22 protein-coding genes and 1 riboswitch are annotated in these 23,442 nt (G+C 65.4%); of the genes, 18 read left to right on the forward strand and 4 right to left on the reverse strand.

The genetic code is table 11. The annotated features are described in order from the left end of the window. The first annotated feature begins 128 nt into the window (after nucleotides 1-128). A complete protein-coding gene (locus E2I15_RS03970; protein WP_137483109.1) occupies nucleotides 129-770 on the forward strand; it encodes a trimeric intracellular cation channel family protein in 642 nt (213 codons plus the stop codon). Between the two features lie 4 nt (nucleotides 771-774). Here E2I15_RS03970 and E2I15_RS03975 read toward each other — a convergent pair whose 3' ends face one another. Next, nucleotides 775-2,001, reverse strand: coding sequence for a c-type cytochrome (locus E2I15_RS03975; protein WP_137483108.1), 1,227 nt, complete (start codon nucleotides 1,999-2,001; stop codon nucleotides 775-777). A 234-nt stretch (nucleotides 2,002-2,235) separates the two neighbouring features. On the opposite strand from E2I15_RS03975, the gene E2I15_RS03980 reads away from it, so the two are divergent. The 10 genes from E2I15_RS03980 to E2I15_RS04025 all read left to right on the forward strand — a co-directional run bounded on the left by E2I15_RS03980 (nucleotide 2,236) and on the right by E2I15_RS04025 (nucleotide 16,588). Continuing rightward, the gene (locus tag E2I15_RS03980; protein WP_137483107.1) at nucleotides 2,236-5,730 is read left to right on the forward strand and encodes an indolepyruvate ferredoxin oxidoreductase family protein; all 3,495 of its coding nucleotides are present in this window, start codon (nucleotides 2,236-2,238) and stop codon (nucleotides 5,728-5,730) included. A gap of 248 nt (nucleotides 5,731-5,978) precedes the next feature. After that, complete coding sequence (locus E2I15_RS03985) at nucleotides 5,979-7,136, forward strand: thiolase family protein (protein ID WP_137483106.1); 1,158 nt, start codon at nucleotides 5,979-5,981, stop codon at nucleotides 7,134-7,136. Beyond that, nucleotides 7,136-7,525 carry a Zn-ribbon domain-containing OB-fold protein gene (locus tag E2I15_RS03990; protein ID WP_018272090.1) on the forward strand — a complete coding sequence of 130 codons (390 nt, stop codon included), beginning with the start codon at nucleotides 7,136-7,138 and terminating at the stop codon, nucleotides 7,523-7,525. Before E2I15_RS03985 ends, E2I15_RS03990 begins: the two co-directional genes overlap by 1 nt. A 203-nt stretch (nucleotides 7,526-7,728) precedes the next feature. Then, on the forward strand, nucleotides 7,729-8,589 hold the full coding sequence (locus tag E2I15_RS03995) for a MaoC family dehydratase (protein WP_137483105.1): 861 nt from the start codon (nucleotides 7,729-7,731) through the stop codon (nucleotides 8,587-8,589). Between the two features lie 108 nt (nucleotides 8,590-8,697). Next, a complete protein-coding gene (locus tag E2I15_RS04000) occupies nucleotides 8,698-9,576 on the forward strand; it encodes an SDR family oxidoreductase (protein WP_018272088.1) in 879 nt (292 codons plus the stop codon). A gap of 128 nt (nucleotides 9,577-9,704) precedes the next feature. Next, a complete protein-coding gene (locus tag E2I15_RS04005; RefSeq protein WP_137483104.1) occupies nucleotides 9,705-10,658 on the forward strand; it encodes a dihydrodipicolinate synthase family protein in 954 nt (317 codons plus the stop codon). 2 nt (nucleotides 10,659-10,660) lie between these two features. Next, nucleotides 10,661-11,461: an NUDIX hydrolase gene (locus E2I15_RS04010; RefSeq protein ID WP_137483103.1), complete on the forward strand. Its 801-nt coding sequence runs from the start codon at nucleotides 10,661-10,663 to the stop codon at nucleotides 11,459-11,461. A gap of 286 nt (nucleotides 11,462-11,747) precedes the next feature. Further along, nucleotides 11,748-12,656, forward strand: a complete 909-nt coding sequence (locus E2I15_RS04015) for a DMT family transporter (RefSeq protein ID WP_137483102.1) — start codon at nucleotides 11,748-11,750, stop codon at nucleotides 12,654-12,656. Nucleotides 12,657-12,791: 135 nt separating this feature from the next. Next, on the forward strand, nucleotides 12,792-13,763 hold the full coding sequence (locus E2I15_RS04020; protein WP_137483101.1) for a Bug family tripartite tricarboxylate transporter substrate binding protein: 972 nt from the start codon (nucleotides 12,792-12,794) through the stop codon (nucleotides 13,761-13,763). A 143-nt stretch (nucleotides 13,764-13,906) separates the two neighbouring features. After that, a complete protein-coding gene (locus tag E2I15_RS04025) occupies nucleotides 13,907-16,588 on the forward strand; it encodes a PAS domain S-box protein (RefSeq protein WP_137483100.1) in 2,682 nt (893 codons plus the stop codon). A 182-nt stretch (nucleotides 16,589-16,770) separates the two neighbouring features. On the opposite strand, the gene E2I15_RS04030 is transcribed toward E2I15_RS04025, so the two are convergent. Further along, nucleotides 16,771-17,121, reverse strand: a complete 351-nt coding sequence (locus tag E2I15_RS04030) for a GrlR family regulatory protein (RefSeq protein WP_026192881.1) — start codon at nucleotides 17,119-17,121, stop codon at nucleotides 16,771-16,773. Nucleotides 17,122-17,358: 237 nt separating this feature from the next. Between E2I15_RS04030 and E2I15_RS04035 the strand changes: the two genes are divergently transcribed. Then, nucleotides 17,359-17,790, forward strand: coding sequence for a hypothetical protein (locus E2I15_RS04035; RefSeq protein ID WP_246668391.1), 432 nt, complete (start codon nucleotides 17,359-17,361; stop codon nucleotides 17,788-17,790). Between the two features lie 15 nt (nucleotides 17,791-17,805). Here E2I15_RS04035 and E2I15_RS04040 read toward each other — a convergent pair whose 3' ends face one another. Then, on the reverse strand, nucleotides 17,806-18,189 hold the full coding sequence (locus E2I15_RS04040) for a VOC family protein (protein ID WP_137483099.1): 384 nt from the start codon (nucleotides 18,187-18,189) through the stop codon (nucleotides 17,806-17,808). Between the two features lie 291 nt (nucleotides 18,190-18,480). Between E2I15_RS04040 and E2I15_RS39120 the strand changes: the two genes are divergently transcribed. Both E2I15_RS39120 and E2I15_RS04050 read left to right on the forward strand, forming a co-directional pair. Beyond that, complete coding sequence (locus E2I15_RS39120; RefSeq protein ID WP_246668390.1) at nucleotides 18,481-19,089, forward strand: hypothetical protein; 609 nt, start codon at nucleotides 18,481-18,483, stop codon at nucleotides 19,087-19,089. Between the two features lie 214 nt (nucleotides 19,090-19,303). Further along, a complete protein-coding gene (locus tag E2I15_RS04050; protein WP_137483098.1) occupies nucleotides 19,304-19,831 on the forward strand; it encodes a hypothetical protein in 528 nt (175 codons plus the stop codon). A 120-nt stretch (nucleotides 19,832-19,951) separates the two neighbouring features. Here E2I15_RS04050 and E2I15_RS04055 read toward each other — a convergent pair whose 3' ends face one another. Further along, the gene (locus tag E2I15_RS04055) at nucleotides 19,952-20,359 is read right to left on the reverse strand and encodes a hypothetical protein (RefSeq protein ID WP_137483097.1); all 408 of its coding nucleotides are present in this window, start codon (nucleotides 20,357-20,359) and stop codon (nucleotides 19,952-19,954) included. Nucleotides 20,360-20,577: 218 nt separating this feature from the next. After that, a riboswitch (ZMP/ZTP riboswitch) is annotated at nucleotides 20,578-20,657 on the forward strand. Between the two features lie 15 nt (nucleotides 20,658-20,672). On the opposite strand from E2I15_RS04055, the gene E2I15_RS04060 reads away from it, so the two are divergent. The 4 genes from E2I15_RS04060 (at nucleotide 20,673) to E2I15_RS04075 (ending at nucleotide 23,211) form a co-directional block, all read left to right on the forward strand. Beyond that, entirely contained in the window at nucleotides 20,673-21,536 is an 864-nt protein-coding gene (locus E2I15_RS04060; protein ID WP_137483096.1) for a bifunctional 5,10-methylenetetrahydrofolate dehydrogenase/5,10-methenyltetrahydrofolate cyclohydrolase, read from the forward strand. A 128-nt stretch (nucleotides 21,537-21,664) separates the two neighbouring features. Then, the gene (locus tag E2I15_RS04065) at nucleotides 21,665-22,156 is read left to right on the forward strand and encodes a MaoC/PaaZ C-terminal domain-containing protein (RefSeq protein WP_137483095.1); all 492 of its coding nucleotides are present in this window, start codon (nucleotides 21,665-21,667) and stop codon (nucleotides 22,154-22,156) included. A gap of 115 nt (nucleotides 22,157-22,271) precedes the next feature. Continuing rightward, nucleotides 22,272-22,694, forward strand: a complete 423-nt coding sequence (locus E2I15_RS39685) for a zinc-ribbon domain containing protein (RefSeq protein WP_210241914.1) — start codon at nucleotides 22,272-22,274, stop codon at nucleotides 22,692-22,694. Nucleotides 22,695-22,917: 223 nt separating this feature from the next. After that, entirely contained in the window at nucleotides 22,918-23,211 is a 294-nt protein-coding gene (locus tag E2I15_RS04075) for a hypothetical protein (RefSeq protein ID WP_016846480.1), read from the forward strand. The last annotated feature ends 231 nt before the right edge of the window (nucleotides 23,212-23,442 follow it).

Genomic DNA, 23,442 nt, shown 5'->3' on the forward strand with positions numbered 1-23,442 from the left:
TAGCACCTCAAAGCTAAACGCATGGGACAATGGCTGGCGCGCGAGGATGTTCCGCGCCAATGTTGCAACCTGTTCATGCCGGAACCGTCGATTCCTTGGGTTCCAACCTGTTTCATGAGGCCTTCTCAATGTGGACCATGCCGCCCACCGATTCGGTGCTGCAAGTGCTCTCGTTCATTGCGGTTGCGGCGCAGTCGATGACGGCGGCGCTGGCGGCCGGCAGGCGCAGCATGGATTGGGCCGGTGTTTGCATGCTCGGCGCGGTCACCGCGCTCGGCGGCGGCACCATCCGCGACGTGCTGCTCGGGCATTATCCGCTGCTCTGGGTCGCGCACCCGATCTATCTTGCGGTCGCAGCCGCCGGCGCCTTCGCCACCATCCTGCTGGCGCGGCTGGTGCACCGGCTCAACCTCGCATTCCTGGTGCTCGATGCGATCGGACTTGTGGTGTTCACCATGGCCGGTTGCGACGTGGCCTCGCAAGTCGACGTCCCGCTGCCGATCGTGATCGTCGCCGGCATGATCTCCGGCTGCGCCGGCGGCGTGCTGCGCGACATTCTCTGCAACGAGGTGCCGCTGTTGTTTCGCAGCGAGCTCTACGCCAGCGTCTCCGTGGTGACCGGACTGTTCTATGTGACCGGCTCCGGGCTGCAGGTGAACGCCCAGCTCTGGACCGCGCTGACCTTCGCGCTCGGGCTGACGTTCCGCATGCTTGCGATCCGCTACCGATGGGAAATGCCGAAATTCGTGTTCAGCGGCGAGGAGCGTTGAACGGCTATTTCGCCGGCCGCGCCTTCGCGACCTCGTCCGCGGTGACGGCCGGCGCCGCGTTGCCCCAGGCATTGCGGATGTAGGTCGCAACGTCCGCGACCTCCTGGTCGGTCAGCTTCGGATAGGCCGGCATCGAGCCTGCGTTCGGCGCGCGCGGCGTGGTCACGGTCTGCGCGCCGTCGAGGATGATGCGCAGCGTGCTCGCCGGATTGGCCGATAGCAGATTGGCGTTGCCGGGCAGCGGCGGATAGATCCGCGGCGCGCCGGAGCCGTCGAGTTCATGGCAGGCGACGCAGGCGCCGCGATAGATGCGCTCGCCATTGCTCATCTGCGCCGGCGAGGGCGGGGTGACCTCCGGCTCCGGCGCGCCGGCGGGCAGGCTCTTCAGATAGACCGCGATGGCGCGCACATCGGCGTCGCTCATCTTCGAGGTCGAATTGAGCACCACCTCGGACATCAGGGGCCCGGCGTGGCTGTGCCCGTTGCGGCCGCTCTGCAGATATTCGGCGATATCAGCCACGCTCCATGATTTCAGCCCGCTGCGCGCGGCGCCATCGAGCCTGGGCGCGAACATGCCTTGCACCATGCTGCCGCCGAGCGCCTGGTCGCGCCTGTCGGCGCCGAAGGCGTTCTTGGGCGTGTGGCAGGCACCGCAATGGGCGAGGGCCTCGACGAGATAGCGGCCGCGATTCCATTCCGCACCCTTGTTCTGGTCCGGCTGGATGATGCCCGGCGTGAAGAACAGCGCGTTCCAGACCCGCATCAGCACGCGGTAGTTCAACGGCCAGCGCAGCTCCGGCGGCGGCGGCTTGTTGCTGACCGGTGCCAGCGTCGCGAGATAGGTGCGGATCGCCAGGATGTCGTCGCGGATCAGCTTCGTGAAATACGGGTAGGGGAAGGCGGGATAATAATGCGCGCCGCTCGGCGAGACGCCCATCCGCAGCGCGCGCCCGAAATCGTCGTCGCTCCAGCCGCCGATGCCGGTATCGCGGTCGGGGGTGAGGTTCGGCGAGAACACCGCACCGAACGGCGTGTCGATCCGCTTGCCTCCGGCGAAGGGCTTTGCCGGGTCGGCTGTGTGGCAGCTGGCGCAGTCGCCGGCGATCGTGAGCGCCTTGCCGCGGGCGATGACGTCGTCGGTCGGCACGGCGGCACATTCGCGGGTCGCGAGCGCATCGCACAGCAGCGCTGCGACCAGAATCGCACCCGTGGTTCGAAATCGTCGCCGCATCCAATCACCTTTCGGTCCACAAGACGCGTTACGCCATTTCGCCGCGGGCCTGTCCTGCGACAGAAACCGAAACGGCCCTGCAATATTCCCGGCACGAAATTGCGATTTTTGAGCGACGGGCCTGGTCGCCCAGAATTGTGCTGCGCGAGCCGGAAAATCCGACATAGACTGGTTCTAATAAGCTCGGATGACTAGCTAAAAAGCAGTCGTCGCGACCAGCGAAAAGAGGGCTAAATGGGAATCAACCAAGGGCCTATCAGCCTCGACCAGAAGTACACCCAGGGCACCGGCCACGTCTTCATGACCGGCATCCAGGCGCTAGTCCGCCTGCCCATGGCGCAGATCAGGCGCGACCGCGCCGCGGGTCTCAACACAGCAGGCTTCATCTCCGGCTATCGCGGTTCCCCCCTCGGCGGCTACGACCAGCAGCTGTTCGCCGCCCGCAAGCATCTCGAGCAGTACAACATCAAATTCCAGCCGGGCGTGAACGAGGACCTCGCGGCCACCGCGATCTGGGGCTCGCAGCAGCTCGCCCTGTCGCCGGGCGCCAAATATGATGGCGCAGTCGGCATCTGGTACGGCAAGGGCCCCGGCGTCGACCGCTGCGGCGACGTGTTCCGCCACGGCAATGCAGCCGGCTCCGCCAAGCATGGCGGCGTGCTCTGCCTTGCCGGCGACGACCATGGCGCGAAATCCTCCACCGTCCCGCATCAGTCCGACCACGCTTTCATCTCCGCGCTGATGCCCTACCTCTACCCCTCCAGCATCCATGAAATGATCGAGATGGGCCTGCTCGGCATCGCGATGTCGCGCTACTCGGGCTGCTGGGTCGGCATGAAGGTGATCACCGAGACCGTCGAGACCACCGCCGAGATTGACCTCACCGACGAGATGACGCCGTTCATCATCCCGGCCGATTTCGAGCTCCCGCCCGGCGGCCTCAACATCCGCTGGCCCGACGATCGCTTCGAGCAGGACCGAAGGCTGCAGGACTACAAGGGCTTTGCCGCGATCGCCTTCGCCCGCGCCAACAAGGTCAACCGCATCACCATGGATTCGCCGAACGCGCGCTACGGCATCATGGCCTCGGGCAAGAGCTACGAGGACATCCGCCAGGCGCTGCGTGAGCTCGGCATCACGCCCGAGATCGCCGCCAAGATCGGCATCCGCCTCTACAAGATCGGCATGCCGTGGCCGCTGGAGCCGGAAGGCGTGCGCAACTTCGCCGTCGGCCTCGAGGAGATCTTCATCGTCGAGGAACGCCGCGAGATCGTCGAGAATCAGGTCAAGCAGGAGCTGTTCAACTGGCGCGACGACGTGCGCCCGCGCATCGTCGGCAAGATGGACGATCACGACAAGCGCTTCCTGACCTTCGCCGCCGAGCTCAGCGTCGCCTCGCTTGCGAGCTCGCTCACCGAACGGCTGCTTCGACTTAACCTCAATCCCGAAATCGCGGAGATGCTGCGCGCCAAGGCGGACTGGTTCAACGGCCGTCAGTCGACGCAGATGCAAGCGACCGCGCCCGTCAGCCGTACGCCGTATTTCTGCTCGGGCTGTCCGCACAATACCTCGACCAAGGTGCCGGAAGGCAGCCGCGCGCTGGCAGGTATCGGCTGCCACTTCATGGCGCTGTGGATGAACCGCTCGACCGAGACCTTCACCCACATGGGCGGCGAAGGCGTGCCGTGGGTCGGTATCGCGCCGTTCACCAACGAGAACCACATCTTCGCCAATCTCGGCGACGGCACCTATTTCCACTCCGGCATTCTCGCAATCCGCCAGTCGATCGCCTCCAAGGCCAACATCACCTACAAGATCCTCTACAACGACGCGGTCGCGATGACCGGCGGCCAGCGTCACGACGGCGATCTCTCGCCGCAGCAGATCACCTTCCAGCTCCACGCCGAAGGCATTCGAGAAATCTACCTGGTCTCGGAGAATCCCGGTGCCTATCCGGCCGATACCATCGCGCCCGGCGTCAAGCTGTTCCATCGCGACGAGCTCGAGAATGTCCAGAAGATGTGCCGCGACACTAAGGGCACCTCGGCGATCGTGTTCGTGCAGACCTGCGCCGCCGAAAAGCGCCGCCGCCGCAAGCGCGGCCTGATGGAGGATCCGCAGCGCCGCGTGCTGATCAATCCCGCGGTCTGCGAAGGTTGCGGCGACTGCTCGGTGCAGTCGAACTGCATCTCTGTCGAGCCGCTGGAGACGGAGCTCGGGCGCAAGCGCACCATCAACCAGTCGACCTGCAACAAGGACTATTCCTGTGTGAAGGGTTTTTGCCCGTCCTTCGTCACGGTCGACGGCGGCAAGCTCAGGCGGCGTGCGCCGCCCGAGCTCGGCAGCATCGATAATCTGCCAGAGCCGGCCTCCAAGCCCGCGCTCGACCGGCCCTACAACATCGCGGTCGGCGGCGTCGGCGGCACCGGCGTGCTGACGATCGGCGCGCTGCTCGGCATGGCCGCCCATATCGAGGGCAAGGCCTCGATGATCCTCGACATGTCCGGCCTCGCGCAAAAGGGCGGCGCGGTGCTGAGCCACGTCCGGCTCTCCGAGCACACCGCCGACGTGACCTGTTCGCGGATCGTGACCGGCACGGCCGATCTGGTGCTTGCGGCCGACGAGGTCGTGGCGGCGTCGAAGGACACCATCACGCTGTGCGATGCGAGCCGTACCGTCGGTATCATCAACAGCCACGTGATCCCGACCGCGGATTTCATTCTCAACCGCGACTTCAACTTCCAGAGCCGCAAGGTCAACAGCGTGCTGGAGACCGAGCTGCGCAAGGACTCCGCCTTCTTCGACTTCACCAAGCCGGCCGAAGCGCTGCTCGGTGATAGCATCGCCACCAACATCATGATGCTGGGCTTTGCCTATCAGCGCGGGCTGCTGCCGCTGTCGGCGGAAGCGATTCTGCAGGCGATCGAGGTCAACGGGGTCTCGATCAAGATGAACACGCAGGCGTTCCAGCTCGGGCGTCTGGCCGCGGCCGATCCGGCGCGGCTCGCCGCGATGATGAAGGGTCAGGATGACGACGCAGCCCCGGTCAAGGCGCTGGATGCGATGTCGCTCGACGAGATCATCACCCACCGCATGGCGCTTCTGACCGACTATCAGAGCGCGCGTTTGGCAAAGCGCTACCGCAAGCTGGTCGACCAGATTCGCGACGCCGCCACCAAGGGCGGTTATGGCGAGGCGCTGCCGCGCGCGGTCGCGATCAACTACGCAAAGCTACTCGCCTACAAGGACGAGTACGAGGTGGCGCGGCTGTTCACCGACGGCCGCTTCGAGAAGCAGCTGCGCGACCAGTTCGAGGGTGAGTTCAAGTTCAACTTCAATCTCGCGCCGCCTATCCTCGGCGGCGGGCTCGATGCGCAGGGCCGTCCGAAGAAGCGCGCCTTCGGGTCGTGGATGATGTCGGTGTTCAAGGTGATGGCGCGATTCCGCTTTCTGCGCGGCACGCCGCTCGATGTCTTCGGCTATAACGCCGACCGCAAGCTCGAACGCGATCTGATCGCGGGCTATGAGAAAGATGTCGCGACGGTGCTGAGTCTGCTGTCGCCGCTCAGCCACGACATCGCGGTCGAATTGCTGGCGCTGCCCGATAGCATCCGCGGCTACGGCCCGGTGAAGGACAAGGCGATCAAGGAAGCAAAGGTTCGCTACGCGCAACTCGCCGCCGACCTCGCCAACCCGCCGCCCGCGCCGCGGCAAATGGCGGCGGAGTAGTGTAGCCGTAAGTTCGATGTCGTCCCGGCGAAAGCCGGACCCATAACCACCGCACCTCGTTGTAGCGCGACGCTTGGGCCACATCTCACTCTCACCACACAATCCTGTGGTTATGGATCCGGCTTTTCGCCGGGACGACGATTGAGTTGCGGATACAGTCTCGCCTGACGGAATATTTCCGCGCTTGCCAAGGTCGCGCGTCCGGTTCAGAAAAACGCTCGAGCGAAGAAACGCCAGCGGAGAGCGATTTGACCATCAAGGGCAAGGCCTACATTGCCGGGATCTACGAGCATCCCGCCCGGCACGCACCCGATAAATCAACAGCACAGCTTCACGCCGAGGTCGCCAAGGGCGCGATCGAGGACGCGGGGCTCACCAAGGACGATATCGACGGCTATTTCTGCGCCGGCGACGCGCCGGGCGGGCTGTGGCCGATGGTCGATTATCTCGGCCTCAACACCAGGAAGCTGCGTCACGTCGACTCCACCGAGACCGGTGGCTGTTCCTATCTGATCCATCTCGGCCACGCCGCCGAGGCGATCGCCGCGGGCAAATGTTCGGTCGCGCTGGTCACGCTGGCAGGCAAACCGCGCACCGGCCCGATGCCGCCGCGCGCGTCGGGCGCCGAGGCCGATTTCGAATCCGCCTACGGGGCTACCACGCACAATGCCTATGGCATGTGTGCCATGCGCCACATGCACGACTACGGCACCACCTCCGAACAACTCGCCTGGATCAAGGTCGCGGCCTCGCATCACGCGCAATACAATCCGCATGCGATGCTGAAGGAAGTCGTCACCGTCGAGGACGTGCTGAACTCGCCGATGATCTCGGATCCGCTGCACCGGATGGATTGCTGCGTCGTTACCGACGGCGGCGGCGCGATGATCGTCACGACGCCGGAGATCGCCAAGAGCCTGAAGAAGCCGCTGGTGCGCCTGATCGGCCATGGCGAGGCGATGAAGGGCCCGCGCGGCGGCAAGGATCTCGATCTGACTTACTCCGCCGGCGTGTGGTCCGGCCCGCGCGCCTTCGAGGAGGCGGGCGTAACGCCGAAGGACATCAAATACGCCTCGATCTATGACAGCTTCACCATCACGGTGCTGATGCAGCTCGAGGACCTCGGCTTCTGCAAGAAGGGCGAGGGCGGCAAGTTTGTCGCCGACGGCAATCTGATCTCGGGCGTCGGCAAGCTGCCGTTCAACACCGATGGCGGCGGCCTGTGCAGCAACCATCCCGTCAACCGCGGCGGCATGACGAAAATCCTCGAGGCGGTGCGCCAGTTGCGCGGCGAGGCGCATCCGAAGGTGCAGGTGAAGAACTGCGACCTCGCGATCGCCCACGGCACCGGCGGTCTGCTCGGCGTTCGCCACGCCGCCTCAACCTGCATTCTGGAGCGTGCGTGATGTCTGAAGCGAAGAAGTACAATGCCCCGGTGACCAACCCGGAGACCGCGCCGTTCTGGGAAGCGGCGAAGGCGGGCAAGTTCATGATCAAGCGCTGCAACACCTGCGGCGAGGCGCACTACTTCCCGCGCGCGATCTGCCCGTTCTGCTTCTCCGACAAGACAGTGTGGGAAGAGTCGAGCGGCGAGGCCACGGTCTACACTTACAGCCTGATGCGCAAATCGCCGACCGGTCCCTATGCGATCGCCTATGTGACGTTGAAGGAAGGTCCGTCGCTGCAGACCAACATCGTCGATTGCGATCTGGAGACGGTGAAGATCGGCCAGAAGGTCAAGGTGGTGTGGAAGCCGACCGACGGCGCGCCGCTGCCGTTCTTCACGCCGGCCTAAAAAGTACCTTCCCCCCTTGCGGGGGAAGGTGGCAGCCGAAGGCTGCCGGAAGAGGGGTTTCTGTCCGCACGATATGTGTTTGAGGAGGCAACCCCTCTCCCAAACGAGTTTGCGTTTGATGCCGGTGCAGCCCTCTCCCGCAAGGGGCGAGGGCGCAATAATGGGCAGCGGCGAAGAAAGAACAGTTCGGGGAGAAAACGACAATGCCGATCGTGTACGAACAGCTGATGGCCCTGAAGAATCTCGGCCAGAAATACAGCTACAGCGACCGCGACGTGATGCTCTACGCCTATGGCATCGGCTTGGGAGCCGATCCGATGGACGAGAAGGAGCTCGCCTTCGTCAATGAGGGCGTGCTGACGCCGCGCCCGCTCAAGGTGGTGCCGACGTTTGCATCGGTCGCGGCCTGGGGCGCCGGCCCCGGCGAGATGAACCTCAACCGCGTCATGGTGGTCGATGGCGAGCGCGACATCACCTTCCACAAGCCGTTCGCGACCGCGGCGCACATCACGGCCGACTCGACCGTGCTCGACGTGTTCGACAAGGGCAAGGACAAGGGCGCGGTGATCCGGCACCAGACCGTGCTGAAAGACGAGAAGGGCGAGAAGCTCGCCACGCTGGTCGCCTCGCGCTTCGCCCGCGGCGATGGCGGCTTCGGCGGCCCGTCCGACGGCCAGCCCGAGCCGCACAAGGTGCCGGAGCGCGCGCCGGACAAGGTGGTTGACATCACCACACGGCCCGATCAGGCACTGATCTACCGGCTCTGCGGCGACCGCAACCCGTTGCATTCCGATCCGGAGTTCGCCAGGAAGGCCGGCTTCCCGCGGCCGATCCTGCACGGCATGTGCACCTACGGCATCACCTGCCGCGGCGTGCTGCAGACCTATGCCGATTACGATCCGTCCGCCTTCAAGCAGCACGTGGCGCGGTTCTCCTCGCCGGTATTCCCCGGTGAGACCGTGACCATGGAGCTGTGGAAGGACGGCAACGTGGTGTCGTTCGAGGCCAAGGTGAAGTCGCGCGGCGTCACCGTGATCAAGAGCGGCAAGACGGTGCTGGCGTAGCTTTCCGTCACTCCGGGATGGTCCGAAGGACCAGACCCGGAATCTCGAGATTCCGGGTTCGCGCTGCGCGCGCCCCGGAATGACGGCAACAACAACGGAGAAACGACCATGGGATTACTCGACGGCAAGGTGGCGCTGATCACGGGCGCCGGCGGCGGACTTGGTGAAGCCTATGCGAAGCTGTTCGCGCGCGAGGGCGCGGCCGTAGTGGTCAACGATCTCGGCGGCCCGCGCGACGGTTCGGGTTCGGACAAGTCGATGGCCGACAAGGTGGTCGACGCGATCAAGGCCGAGGGCGGCCGTGCGGTCGCCAACGGCGCCGACATCTCGACCTTGGCCGGCGGCCAGTCGGTGTTCGACGACGCCATCAAGCATTTCGGCCGCGCCGACATCCTGGTCAACAATGCCGGCATCCTGCTCGACGAGACCTTCCACAAGGCCAAGGAAGCGAACTGGGACAAGGTGATGAAGGTGCACCTCAAGGGCACCTTCTGCTGCACCCAGCCGGTGTTCAAATGGATGCGCGACAATGGCGGCGGCGTCATCGTCAACACGTCCTCGACCTCGGGTCTGATCGGCAATTTCGGCCAGACCAATTACGGCGCCGCCAAGGGCGGCATCTGGGGCCTGTCCAACGTGCTGGCGATCGAGGGCCGCAAGTACAACATCCGGATCTGGACCCTGGCGCCGGGCGCGCTGACCCGCATGACCGCAGACCTGCCCCGCTACAAGGAGAACCCCGGTGCGGCGCTCGGCCCGGACGGCATCGCGCCGGCCGTGCTCTACATGGTCAGCGATCTGTCCGGCGACCAGACCGGCAAGGTCCTCGGCGTCTCGGGTCCGCGTGGCGTCCGCGAGATGCGGATGATGGAAATGGAGGGCTGGAAGCCGCCCTTTACCGGCTGGAAGGCCGAAGACATCGTCACCCACGCCAAGGAGATCTTCTTCTCCGAGGAGCAGATCAAGATGGGCGCGCGGCGGTTTTAGGTGATAAACGTCGATCCGGGGCGTCCGAAGGACGAACCCTCAGGTGCGCAATTGCGCACCGAGAACCTCGAGATTCCGGGTTCACGCTTCGCGTGCCCCGGAATGACGATCAAAAATTTGAGGCATCCATGAATCTCACCGCCCAGGCCGCAGGAACCTTTGCCATCGCGCCGACCCCGTTCCATGACGACGGCCGGATCGACGAGGCATCGATCGACCGGCTGACCGATTTCTACACCGATGTCGGCTGCGACGGCGTCACCGTGCTCGGCATCCTGGGCGAGGCGCCGAAGCTCGATGCCGCCGAGGCCGAGCAGGTCGCGCTGCGCTTCGTCAAGCGTGCCAAGAAGCTGCAGGTGATCGTCGGCGTCTCGGCGCCGGGCTTTGCCACGATGCGCTCGCTGGCGAGGAAGTCGATGGATGCGGGCGCCGCCGGTGTCATGATCGCGCCGCCGCCGCACTTGCGCACCGACGACCAGATCATCGGATACTTCAAGCAGGCGCAGGAAGCGATCGGCGACGATATTCCCTGGGTGCTGCAGGACTATCCGCTGACGCTGACCGTCGTGTTCACGCCCGCCGTGATCCGCAAGATCGTGATGGATGCGCCGTCCTGCGTGATGCTCAAGCACGAGGACTGGCCGGGCCTCGAGAAGATTTCGACGCTGCGCAACTTCCAGAAGGACGGCTCGCTGCGGCCGCTGTCGATCCTGGTCGGCAATGGCGGCCTGTTCCTCGATTTCGAGATGGAGCGCGGCGCCGATGGTGCGATGACCGGCTATGCTTTCCCCGAACTTCTGATCGATGTCGTCAACCTGTCCAAGGCGGGAAAACGCGATGCGGCGCACGATCTGTTCGACGCGCATCTGCCGCTGATCCGCTACGAGCAGCAGCCCGGCGTCGGCCTCACCGTGCGCAAATACGTGCTGCAGAAGCGCGGCATCATCTCCTCGAGCGCGCAGCGCAAGCCGGGTGCTGTCATCACGCCGCAGGCGAGGGCGGAGGTCGACTATCTGCTCTCCCGCGTGGCGCGCGTCGATCGCCGCGCCAATCTGCAACCGCAATCCAGTGCAGCAGGCTAATCATGACCGAGATCGTTGCCCCGCGCCTTGCCTCGACCGTGCTGCTGCTGCGTGACGGGACGTCGTCACGCGAAATCGAAGTCTTCATGATGGTCCGCCATCACCAGATCGAGTTCAACTCGGGTGCGCTGGTGTTTCCGGGCGGAAGCGTCGACAAGAATGACAACGAGATCGCCGCCGATCCCGCGCTCTATTCCGGCGGGGAAGGGCTCGACGGCGACGCGCTCGGCTTCCGGATCGCGGCGATCCGCGAGACCTTCGAGGAGAGCGGCATCCTGCTGGCGCGGCCGCAGGGGTCGAAGCATCTGGTCGATGCGAAGCGTGCGAACGAGATCGCGACCGCGCATCGCGCGGCGCTGAACGAAGGCAAGATCAGCTTCCTCAAGGTGCTGACCGACAACGGCATGGTGCTCGCGCTCGACGAGCTCGTGCCCTACGCGCACTGGATCACGCCGGAGGGCATGCCGAAACGCTTCGACACCTGGTTCTTCCTCGCCGCCGCGCCGCCCGAGCAGCTCGGCGCCCATGACGGCAAGGAATCGACCGACTCGATCTGGGTGTCGACGCGCGAGGCGCTGGAGGGCGGCGAGACCGGCCGCTTCAAGCTGCCGTTCCCGACCACGCGCAACCTGATCCGGCTCGGCAAGCAGCCGAACGTCAGCGCCGCGCTCGCCGACAGCAAGGGCAAGCCGATCGTCGCCGTGATGCCAGTGATGACCAAGACCGCCACCGGCCGCCAGCTCCGCATCCCGAAGGAAGCGGGGTACGACGGCGAGGTGTTCGACGTCGGGGCGCTCGGGTAGTCCGTCATCCCGAGAGATCGAGAGCGCCTCTCACTCGGAGGCGGCGCAACACAACACTAGGCGTCGTCCCGGCGAAAGCCGGGACCCATTACCACTGAACTGCAATGTTGCGCGACTCTGGAGCCACAGCTTCTTCTGACAACACACCCCTGTGGTAATGGGTCCCGGCCTTCGCCGGGACGACGGGGGAAGGAGAGTCGCTTCTCCACATTTCGGCTTAGATCGAAATATCATCACGTCGCAGCAGTGTAGATTCCGTCTCAATCATCGAGACGGAAGCCTTGCCATGACCACCACCCCACGACAGCCTAGCATGGCCTTCGAGCTCGCTTTGCTGCTCGCGCTCGCCACCCTGTGGGGCGGCTCCTATACCTTCATCAAGCTCGGCGTCGAAACCATCCCGCCGATCACACTGATCGCGGCGCGCACCGCGTTCGCGGGGCTCTTGCTGCTCGTCATCATGCGGATGCGCGGAGTGACGATGCCGGCCGATCGCGCGACCTGGCGCCGCTTCATCTTCCAGGCCTGTCTCAACAGCGTGATCCCGTGGACGCTGATCGCCTGGGGCGAACGCTTCGTCGATGCCGGGCTCGCCACCATCCTCAATTCGGCCTCGCCGATCTTCACCTTCCTGCTCACCGTCGCGATCACCCGCCACGAGGCCGCGAGCCCGCGCAAGCTGTTTGGGGTGATATCAGGCATGGCCGGCATCTGCCTGATCGTCGGCGTCGATGCGTTCCGCGATCTCGGTCAGGGGATCGTGGCCGAGGTCGCGATCGTTGCCGCCACCATCTGCTACGCCTGTGCCGCGATCTTCAGCCGCGGCTTCAAGGAGCTCGATCCGATGGCGCCGGCGGCGGGTTCGCTGATCGCGGGCGCCGCGATCCTCGTTCCGCTCAGCCTTGTCGTCGAGCGGCCCTGGACGCTGTCGCCGTCGACGACATCGCTCGCCGCATTGCTGGCGCTTGCGATGTTCTCGACCGCGATCGCGTTCGTGATCTACTTCCGCCTGATCCAGACCCTCGGCTCGGTCGGCACCACCGCGCAGGCTTACTTGCGGGTGCCGATCGGAGTTGCGCTCAGCGTCGTCTTGGTCGGCGAACGGCTGAGCCCGACGGCGTGGATCGGCCTCGCCTGCGTCGTGATCGGCGTCGCGGCGATGACGATTCCCGCGCGAAGGATCGCCGCGGCTTGATGTCATCGCCGCGATGACGATTCCTGCGCGTAAGATCGCCACCGCCTGAAAGTCGCCCGCTGAAACCGGCGCCTTGCTGCCGTCAGGCAATCCCTGCATGCTGCCCGCAACGAGATCACAGGGGGGAAACGGACGATGTTGCGGCGGATCAGCCTCATTGCCGCTGCGTGCATGACGTTGCTGGCGATGGCCGGCACGGCGCGCGCGCAGGACTTCCCGAGCCGGCCGATCCGCATCGTCATTCCCTACGCGCCGGGCAGCGTCGCCGACGTGTTCGCGCGCATCATGGCGCAGGACATGCAGGAGCAGTGGAAGGGGACGATCGTCGTCGAGGCCAAATCCGGCGCCAACGGCTCGATCGCGGCCGAGGAGGTCGCACGCGCCGCGCCCGATGGCTACACATGGCTCTTGGTGACGACCTTCTTCACCGCAAGCCCGGCGCTGAACACCCAGCTGCGCTGGGATCCGGTCAGAGACTTCGTGCCGGTCGGGCAGATCTGTCTTGCCCCGAACTTCTTCATCGTGCCGACCTCGTTGCCGGTCAAGACCGTCGCCGACTATGTCGCGCTGGCCAAGGCCAAGCCGGGCACGCTGAACTACAGTCATCCCGGCAAGGGCTCGACCGGCCATCTCGGCTTCGAGCTGTTCAAGCGGCTCGCCGGGATCGACGTCACCGCGATCGGCTATCGCGGCTATCCGCAGATGGTACCCGATATCGCGAGCGGCCTGATCACCTCGAGCTTCCTGTCGGCCAACCAGGCGCTGGCCCAGGTGCAATCCGGCAGCATCAGAATCATCGGCGCGATCAGCGACGGCCGCTCGAAGTATTTCCCCGACGTGCCGACCATGGCCGAGCAGGGGTTTGCCGAGGCGCAGGTGACGCCGTGGTTCGGCTTCGTGGTGCCGGCGGGCACGCCGCAGCCGGTGGTCGAACGCATCAGCGCGGCGCTCGAAACCGCGCTGGCCTCGGCCGAGGTGCGGAGGAAGCTGGATGTAGCAGGTTGCGACGCCCGGAGCGCGCCGCTGAGGCACTTCGCCGATATCATCAAGGCGGACGTTGCGCTCTGGGCCAGGGTGGTCAAGGAGGCCGGCATCCCGCCGGACTGAGCCCCGCCGCCCTGTGCCGGATTAAGCCAGCGGCCGCCCCGGGGTGACACCGGTCACACCGGCCGGCCTGGTCCTGCAGCATGTTTCCCCAAAACCCGTAATTTCCCGTATATTGGGCCCATTGGACCCCGGCCCTTGATGACATGACCGCTGAATTGCCGCCGAATTCGCAAGCGCCGCGCGCGTTCTCCCTCTCCATTGGCCAGCTCACGTTCGGCAGCTTCCTGCTGGTCCTGGCTGTGATCATCATCACATCCACCGCCAGCGTGATCGCGATCCGCCACATCGATACGACCTTCGCCGAGCTGCAGCGGCTGCAGAGCGTCGGCGACATCGCCGAGGATATCGACCGTCGCATGAACGAGCTGCGGCTGGCGGCGCGCGACTTCGTCACCGAGCCGGGCAGCCAGTCGGTCCAGGTCGCGGAGGCGGCCCAGTCGCTGAGCGAGATCCTGAAAAAGACCCGCATCAAGCTGGCGCCCGAGCAGCAGGACATGATCGACGGCGTCACCCAGCGGCTGGCGACCTACCGCAACGGCATCGAGCGCATCTCGGCGCTGCTCAGCCGCCGCGCCGAACTGGTCGCCGGGCTGCCGCCGCTGCGCGACGCCTTCGACAAGGCGGTCGCCGCGAGCAACGATGCGGCGCTGGCCAATGCGCTGTCGCAATCCCAGAGCCGGATTGCCACCGCGCTGCTGGCGCACAACACGTCCGCCGCCGAGCAGGCCGCGCAGAGCATGAGGGCGATGACCATCTCAGATCCTGCGCTGCGCGGCGCCGTCGACGATTATGCCGAGGCGATCGTCGCGGTCTCGGTGCGCGAGGGCCAGATCGCCGACATCGACAAGGAGGTGCTCGGCGCCGAAGGCCGGCTGATCCAGAAGGTCACCGAGCTGCTCCGCGAGCTCAGCTCTCGCCGCGGCCACGTACTGTCGCGCGATTTTGCCCGGACGTTGGCTGAAGCAAAATGGCAGAGCATCGTGCTCGGCACGGCGGGCGTGCTGATCGGCCTGTTCGCATCGGTGCTGGTGGTTCGCCGCACCGTTCGCCCGCTCGCCAGGATCGCGGGCTCGATCCGCAAGGTCGCCGGCGGCGAGAAGAGCGCGTTCATTCCCGGCGCCGATCTCGACAACGAGATCGGCGACATCGCGCGCGCCGCCGAAGTATTCCGCCAGACTCTGGTCGATGCCGACAGCGCGCGCGAGGCTGCGCTGCGCGCGCTCGCCGAGCAGCGGCTCGCCGAGGAGAGCTACCACAAGCTGTTCGAGGCATCGGTCGAGGGCATCTACGTCACGACGCCGGGCGGCGCCCTGCTCAACGCCAATCCGGCGCTGGCGCGGATGATGGGCTATGGCACGCCGCACGACCTGATCAAGGGCATCGACGACATCGCCACCACTGTCTATGTCGATCCGGCGGCGCGCGAGCAGTACCAGCAGCTGATGCAGCGCGATGGCATGGTGCGCGACTACGAGTATCAGGTGCGCGCGAGCGACGGCATGGTGCTGTGGCTGTCCGATTCGGCGACCGTCGTCCGCAACGACGAAGGCGAGGTGATCCGCTACGAGGGCACGGTGCGCGACATCACCGACCAGAAGCGCGCCGAAGACGCGATCGCCGAAGGCCGTCGGCTGTTGCAGATGGTCATCGACACGGTGCCCGCCGTCATCAACGTCAAGGACCGCGACCTGCGCTACGTGCTGATGAACCGCTACATGGCGGGGATCTTCGGCATCGAGCCGCAGGACGCGATCGGCCAGACCACCGGCGATTTGATGTCGCGCTACGGCGCGGCCAAGACCGATGAGAACGACAAGCGCGTCCTGTCGGCGCGCCGCGAGCTCGGCTTCTATGAAGAGGAGTACAAGGACGTCGCCGGCAACATGCGGCAATGGCTGGTCAACAAGCTGCCGATCCTCGACGCGCAGGGCGACATCGAGAACATCGTCACGGTCGCGCTCGACATCGGCGAGCGCAAGCGCTCCGAGCAGGAGATGCGCAAGGCGAGGGATTCCGCGGAGGCCGCGCTGCGCAATCTGCGGGAAACCCAGAATTCGCTGATCGAGGCCGAGAAGCTCGCCGCGCTCGGCCGCCTGGTGGCCGGCGTCGCCCATGAGGTCAACAATCCCGTCGGGATCAGCCTGACGGTGGCGTCCGCGCTGGAGCGCAAGACCGCGAATTTCGCCACCCAGGTCGAGCGCGGCGACCTGCGCCGCTCCAGCCTCAACGATTTCCTGAACACGGCGCGCGATGCCTCCTCGCAACTCGTCGCCAATCTCAACCGCGCCGCGGAGCTGATCCAGTCGTTCAAGCAGGTCGCCGCCGACCGCAACTATTCCGACCAGCGCACCTTCGATCTCGGCGACCTCACCGAGCAGGTGGTGATGAGCTTGCGGCCCGGCCTGCGCAAGCACAATTTGACGCTCAACGTCGATTGCGAGCCGAACCTGATCATGAATTCCTATCCGGGACCGTATGGCCAGGTGCTGACCAATCTGTTCCTCAACGCGGTCGCGCACGCGTTCCCGGACGGCAAGGCCGGCGAGGTCGAGATCCAGGTCCACGCCGCCGGCGGCGACAATGTCGAGGTGATCTTCGCCGACAATGGCTGCGGCATGAGCCTCGACGTGCGCCGCCGCGCCTTCGATCCGTTCTTCACGACGCGGCGCGATCAGGGCGGCACCGGGCTCGGCCTGCACATCGTATACAGCATCGTCACCACGAGGCTCGGCGGCCGGCTCTCGCTGGATTCCGCACCGGGCAACGGCACGCGCATCCAGATGATCCTGCCGCGCGTCGCGCCGCTGGAGCAGGCCGCGGAGTAGAGCGGGACGAACGCTCGCTCTGACTCCGTCACCCCGAGAGGAGCGCGAAGCGCGTCTCGAACGATGCTCGGCCCGGCTGGTGGCCGTCGACCCTTCGAGACACGCGCAAGGGCGCGCTCCTCCAGCGACAAAGGCAAAGCCTTTGCGCGGGGGTGACGGGTCTAGCAGCGAGTTTCCAATCGCTAATTGATATCCGCGAGCTTGTGCAGCGTGGCGCCGAAGATCAGGCTCGCCTTGCCGACCAGTGCGGTGCCACTCATGGTGCCGCGGGTATCGGTGAAGGTGCCGGAGACGCCGATGCCGACGGGCGCGGGCCCGCCGAACAGCGGGTTGTCGGTGTCGCGCGGCGTGGTGTGGCGTTGCACAAGGACCTCGCCCTTGAACGCATCGCCCTTCACCGTGTAGCTGCCGGTGTAGTAGAGATAGGCGTCGCCGCCCAGAATCTGGCCGTCGCGGAAGAGAATGACGCCGCTGCCCTTACCGACGCGACCGTCCAGCAGGGTGACGTGAATTGAGTAAAGTCCGTTCTTCATGATGTCCCGATTGCTGGCCGCCGCGCCCACGGCAAGCCAGTTGGTTTTTTATGCCAAAGCGAGCAACCTCGTGCAATGCGGCAGGTTGATTCCCGGGTGTTCCGCGTTCGGGTGACACCCTCGGTTCCTGCCAGGCAGTGTGACGGCGCGATGACAGCGGACCGTACGCGCGAATCAAAGTGGCCCGCGAAATGCATAGCTCTGGTTGCACTGGCCGGTGAGTGCTGGAGCAAACACATGTCTGACTGGACTGAATCCGGCGGCCATTGGGCACGCCCTCGCAGACTCAATGGAACTTCGGCCCGTCATGCGGGCCACGTGATCGTATTCCTCGGGTTGATAACGCTGGTGCTCGTCGCGGCCGTGCGAATCGCGCAAGCGCGCGATCCCGACGGCCGCTACGCCAATTCGCCGCTGAAGGAATGGTTCGACGGCCTGCGCAGCGGCAAAGGGCCGTGCTGTTCGGATGCCGACGGCACAGCGGTCAGCGATGTCGACTGGGAATCCAAGGACGGGCACTATCGTGTGCGCCTCGACGGGGCGTGGATCGATGTCCCCGACGAGGCCGTGGTCACCGAGCCCAACCGGGTCGGTCGCGCCATGGTCTGGCCGATTCCGAGCTACATGGGCGTGACGATCCGCTGCTTCATGCCCGGCAGCATGACGTAGCGCCGCACGCGTGGCTCACACGTATTTCCGGTCGCGCTCGAGCAGCTCGATCGAGATGCCCTGCGGGCCGCGGATGAAGCAGATCCGCACGCCGGGACGGATCGTGGTCGGCTCCTTGGTGAATTCGACGCCCTTGGCCTTGATCTCGGCCACAACCGCGTCGATGTCCTTCACCGTGAGCCCGAAATGATCGAGCCCCAGATAGGGCGTCACCGGCGCGGCGTTGACGCCGTCGCCCTGGGTCACCTCGGCAATGAACACCTTGGCGCCGCCGAGCTGGACGTCGATGCGGCCGGGGCCGCGGATGATCTCGCCGCCGAGAATGTCGCGCAGCCAGGTCGCGGTGGCCTCGGGATCGGGACTGCGCAGGTGGACGTGGTCCCAGGTGACGACAGGCATTGCGATCTCCTTGTTGTTCTAGCGCCGCTTCGGCGCGCGGCACGCGCTCTCGGCCGGCGCGAACTTAGCGAGCGGCCGGCCGTGAGACCATCCCTCCGTGCTGCCGGCCGCAAGATTGCCGTCCCGGAATGAAACCATTGCGGCCATCAGCGATTGTCTTCGCGTGGCCGCTCGACCTGCGGCCGACCCGGAAGTCGCACGGTGCGGCTTCCTCTCTGTGTGGGGCGGTCCCGATCAGGCCGCCCGGGTGAGGGCACGACGATGCGGATCGGCTTGGCGTCGTTTCGGAGATTGGCCGCCGGACGTCTCGGTGAGGGGGGCTTCTACGCCAGCCTGCTACTGCCGCTGATCGCGCTCGCCGGGATCGCCGCCTGGTTCATGCTCCCCGAGCCGAGCGACGCCGGAGACCAGGATGTCTGGCCGGTGTCTTCCTCCATGGTCCGCACCGCGCAGAATGTCTCGACCGGCGCGCAACCCGCCCAAATCACAAATCAGGCCGCAAGGGATGCGCTGGCCGCACCGGCGGACGAGCCGACCACCGTCGGCATGGCCACCGCCCCACAGGGGGCAGAGGAGGCCAAGCCGTCCGGGCCTGGCGCTGAAAGGTTACCGCTGGACAAGCTGCGGATCGCCTCACAATCGTGGCGGCGCGGCGGGTTGGGTTCGAAGGCGCTCGTCACCCTGACGCTGCGCAATGCCAACGATTTCGCGGTCAAGGACATCGAGATCGCCTGCGCCTTCATTCGCCGGGACGGTCGGCCGCTGACCGAGCGCAAGCGGCTGATCTCCGACACCATCGCCATGAAAAGTCGCAAGACCTATTCGCGGATGTTGGTCGGGTTCGTCAATGTGAACGCAAACAAGGCGAAATGTTCGGTCGTGACGGCGAGCCGCCTCTAATTCCCAGCATCTCGAAAAAGTGACCGCGAATTGACTTGTCGGGTGAACCGTAACGGCCGGACAGGAACTAACTAATAAAGCAGCCGTTAATGAACGACCCGGGAGCGCGGACAGCGTCCGGGTGATCATGCGCAGACGATGAAATCGCCCGCGCGATGACTTGCGTCGTCGCGCCGAGATGAACCGCGCCCGCTGCGCGGGGGGAGCTACCAAAATGCCTGTGGCGCGTTACTTCTTGTTCGTTGGTGGCGTGCTGCTCGCGCTGCTCTTCGTCGTCAATGTCATCGTGCCGCAGGAGGCCGTGGTTGGCGGCCAGAACCAGGGCCTGTCGTCGCCGGGCGTCGACAAGACCATGGTGCGCATCAAGTCGATCCAGAAATTGCCCGAGCGGGTGGTCTACGACACCAATTTGCCGACCATTGTTCCGGCGCAGGTCAACGCGGTTGCCGCGGCGGTGCCGTCGGCTACGGGCGACGCGTCGGCGCAAGCCCGCGTCCGCAATACGTTCGCCCAGTTCATTCCGCCGGAGAAGGCTGACGCGCAGAAGGTCGCGGCCGAGGCAAAGCCGGCCGAGCAGCCCGCGCAGGCCCAGCCTCAGGCGCCGAAGAAGCGCAAGGTCGCGCGCTACCATGCCCATCCCCAGCAGCCGATGCGTCTGGCACAGCCCGGCATGTATCAGCCCTACCGCGTCGCGCAGCAGCAGCCGCGCATGGGCTTCTTCGGTGGCTTCGGCACCTGGTAAGAAAGGCCGCCCGCAGCCGGCAATCGATCCGCCGCCGCAAGCACTTGCGGCGGCATTTTCATGTCCGCGATCGGGCGGGGGGCCGGATCCGCGACGGCGTCCGAGCGCCGCCCGCTACCTTTAGCGCGGCAGGCGCGGAATCTTGTCCGCGAAGCCGTTATAGCAGGTCAGCCGCTCGTCCTCTTCCTTCACGAAGCGGCAGTCGTTGACGCCCTTGGCCGGGACGGCCTTCGGCTTCGGCTGCGGCTTGAAGATCTCGTCGTAGCAGATCAGCCGTTCCTTGGTGGCGTCGTCGATGTCCTGACAGGCCTGAAGCTTCTGGGCGACCGATTGCGGCTTGGCGGGCGCGGCAGGCTTCTCGCCCTTCTTGGCGGCCGACTTCTTGCCGACCTGGACCAGCGGCTTGTCGCCGACCATCGGCTGCGAGGTCGCCGCCGGCTTGTCGGCGTCGGCGGGGGCCGGCGTGGTGCCTTGGGCAAGCGCGGCAGCCGGGCAGAAGAGCGCCAGCGCGAGGATGATATGCTTCATGTCGAAAATGTCCGAAATGGCGTGATGACCGGAAGGGATGGCGCCGGGGATCGGAAAAGCCCGGCAAGCGCCGAGACTTAACGCAAGTCTTGCCCGAATCCTACCCCCAGACGTGACCTGCCCGGCACCGATCCACCGGCAAAAGCGAGGGTAATTCGTCGCCGCTCGACCGCGGGGGAGAGCGTGATTGCCTTTGCGGGGCCGGGCGGCTATGACCACGCCATCTGCGCGACTGGCGCTTGGATGGACCACCATCGGGGAGCGCAGAGACTGAACGCCGCGCGCCTGGGCACCGCTTCGAAACGGAGGTGCCATGACGGCGAACATTCTCGATGGGCATGCACATGCCCAAATTGTCATCGACAAGATTGCTGGCGAACTCGACCGGCTGCCTCGCGCGCCGGGGCTTGCGGTCGTGCTGGTCGGCTGCGACCCGGCGAGCCAGATCTATGTGCAGAGCAAGATCAGGATGGCCGAACGGCTCGGCCTGCGCGGCGAGGTCGCACGCCTGCCGGATGATGCCAGCGAGGCCGATCTGCTTGCCAGAGTGGAGACGCTCAATGCGCGCGACGATATCGACGGCATCCTCGTGCAGCTGCCGTTGCCGGCGCATATCGACGCCTTGCGCGTGATGGCGGCGGTCGATCCCGCCAAGGATGTCGACGGCCTGCACGCCCTGAACGCCGGCCGGCTGTTTCACGGCGACGATGCGCTGGTGCCGTGCACGCCGCTCGGCTGTCTCCGGCTGATCAAATCGACCCTGTCAGACCTCACCGGCGCGCATGCCGTGGTGATCGGCAGCTCCAACATCGTCGGCAAGCCGATGGCCGCGCTGCTGCTGCGGGAGCACGCGACCGTGACCCAGACCCATATCCACACCCGCGGCATCAGCAGGATCTGCCGCGACGCCGACATCCTGGTCAGCGCGGTGGGCAAGGCCGGCCTCGTGCGAGGCGACTGGATCAAGCCGCAGGCCATCGTCATCGATGTCGGCACCACGCGCGTCGAGAAGCCGGACGGCGGCTATGCGGTGAGCGGCGACGTCTCGTTCGACGAGGCGGTGCAGGTCGCCGGCGCGATCACGCCGGTGCCGCGCGGCGTCGGCCCGATGACGATCGCCTGCCTGATGGAGAACACGGTGAAGGCCGCAAAGGCGAGGGCGGCCCGGCTGCAATAGCGCGGGATGCCTGCGGCGATATGCGCGCGGCGGGTGTTGCTCGCGTATCGCGCGAAGCTTCATGACGTCCGGGGTAATGGAAAGCCCGCACCATTCGTCTAGCATCGCGCGACAGATGGAGGCGCGCGATGCTGTATGCGGAAGATCTCACCGAGGGCCAGACGTTCGAGCTTGGCAGCTACACGATCGGCGAGGCCGAGATCCTGGAGTTCGCCGGGAAATATGATCCGGTGCCGATCCATATCGATCCCGTCGCGGCTGCGGCAGGCCCGTTTGGCGGCCTGATCGCAAGCGGCTTCAACACCATTGCGATCTATCAGCGGCTCGTCGTGGAGGCGATCTGGACCAGGGTGGCGGGGATCGTCGGGCGGAGCTTCGAGATTCGCCTGCCGAGCCCGGTTCGCCCGGGATCGACGCTCACGGGCCAATCCCTGATCCAGAAGATCACCATCAGACCTGAGCGGCGCGACGCCGTCGTGATCTTCAAGACGGAGCTGGTCAACGACGAGCAGCGCCCGGTTCTTGTCCTCGTGCTCGACGCGCTGATCCACATGCGGCCAACGCCGCTATGTGCTCCCCGCACGCGATCTTGTGGTCGCGCAATGTTGCGGCAATTATGACAAGCTGGCGGCAGAACAGCAGCGCGTCAATGACGTCATCATCGACGAGGTCGTGCTGCCCGGTATTTAATTCGTCGATGCGCCGAAGGCATTCAACCCAAACGGATGTGCCGTCGTGAAACGCAGCAAGCAGACGCACGGAGAGATCGAAGCCAGGCGGCGCAAGGCGGAGGAATGGCGTCGCATCCAGACGCAACGCGCCGCTGAACGGCAACGTCTCCGCGACTACAAGATCGCGCTGGCGCGCGACGAGGTTGCCGTGGATACGACGCGGCTCGCGCCATCGAACAGCTATTCGACTCCCGATTTCGTCCTGCGCGGAACCTATCGACCGGAGCCCTTCGTCTGCAAGGACTGCGGCGTTGCCGAGGTCTGGACGCCTTTGCAGCAGAAATGGTGGTTCGAGACCGCCAAGGGCGATGTGTTCACCACGGCGGTGCGCTGCCGGGCCTGCCGCACCAAGGAGCGCGTGCGCAAATGCGCCGCGCGCCGCGTGCATCTGGAAGGGCTCGCAAGGAAGAAGTCTTCCGTCTCGTAGCGGTGGGCGTGACTTCAGAGTCGCACTTCACATCCGATCCGCGGGGAACCTGAGCGCAGGCGGTCAATGCGTCGCGCGTGCGGAACGTTTCGTTGCCTGATTGGTTCGAGACCTTGAAGCCCCCGATGCGGGGTGCGGGCGGGGAGGAACCAGCCAAGGAAACTTGTCAAGGAAACCTGTCAAGGAAACCATCGCGGCCGGAACCAACGAGAAGGAGCAGCGGATGAAACTCAATTCCACGCAAGTCAAGCAGACCATGACGCAACTGAATGCCCAGGTGCTTCCGGACGATCACCCGGCCGTGGCGCAACTGAACAGCGTGTTCGGTGAGCACACATTCTTCGTCGACACCAGCGGGCTCAAGGTGCTTGAACCGGCCCAGACCTCCGACATGCCGGGGCAGACCGGCGAAGTCGTCAGTCTCGCCGAGTGGAGCGATCCGGAGCTGACATCGCTTCGGCCGCACGAGCCCGAGCCGACCGGCGTGCTCATCGCGCTTGAACCCAGCAAGCACTGAAGCGTTCTCGCGCGAAGTGGATACCGTTTCGCGCAAGCAAAACGCCACCAAGCGACCACCAAGCAAGGGGATTGAGAGCATGATCCGATTCAATCGGATCATGCTCTTTGTGCTGCATCGGGCGGTACCCGCGATCGACCGTCCTGACGGCGACAGCCCCGTCGTCGCATCAAGAGGTGGCGAAAGTCACATGGCAAATCAGCGCCGCCTGCGTATGCATCGGTTTGAGAT

It is taken from the genome of Bradyrhizobium sp. BR2003, assembly GCF_009720285.1.
In the GTDB taxonomy this organism is placed as follows: Bacteria; Pseudomonadota; Alphaproteobacteria; order Rhizobiales; family Xanthobacteraceae; genus Bradyrhizobium; species Bradyrhizobium elkanii.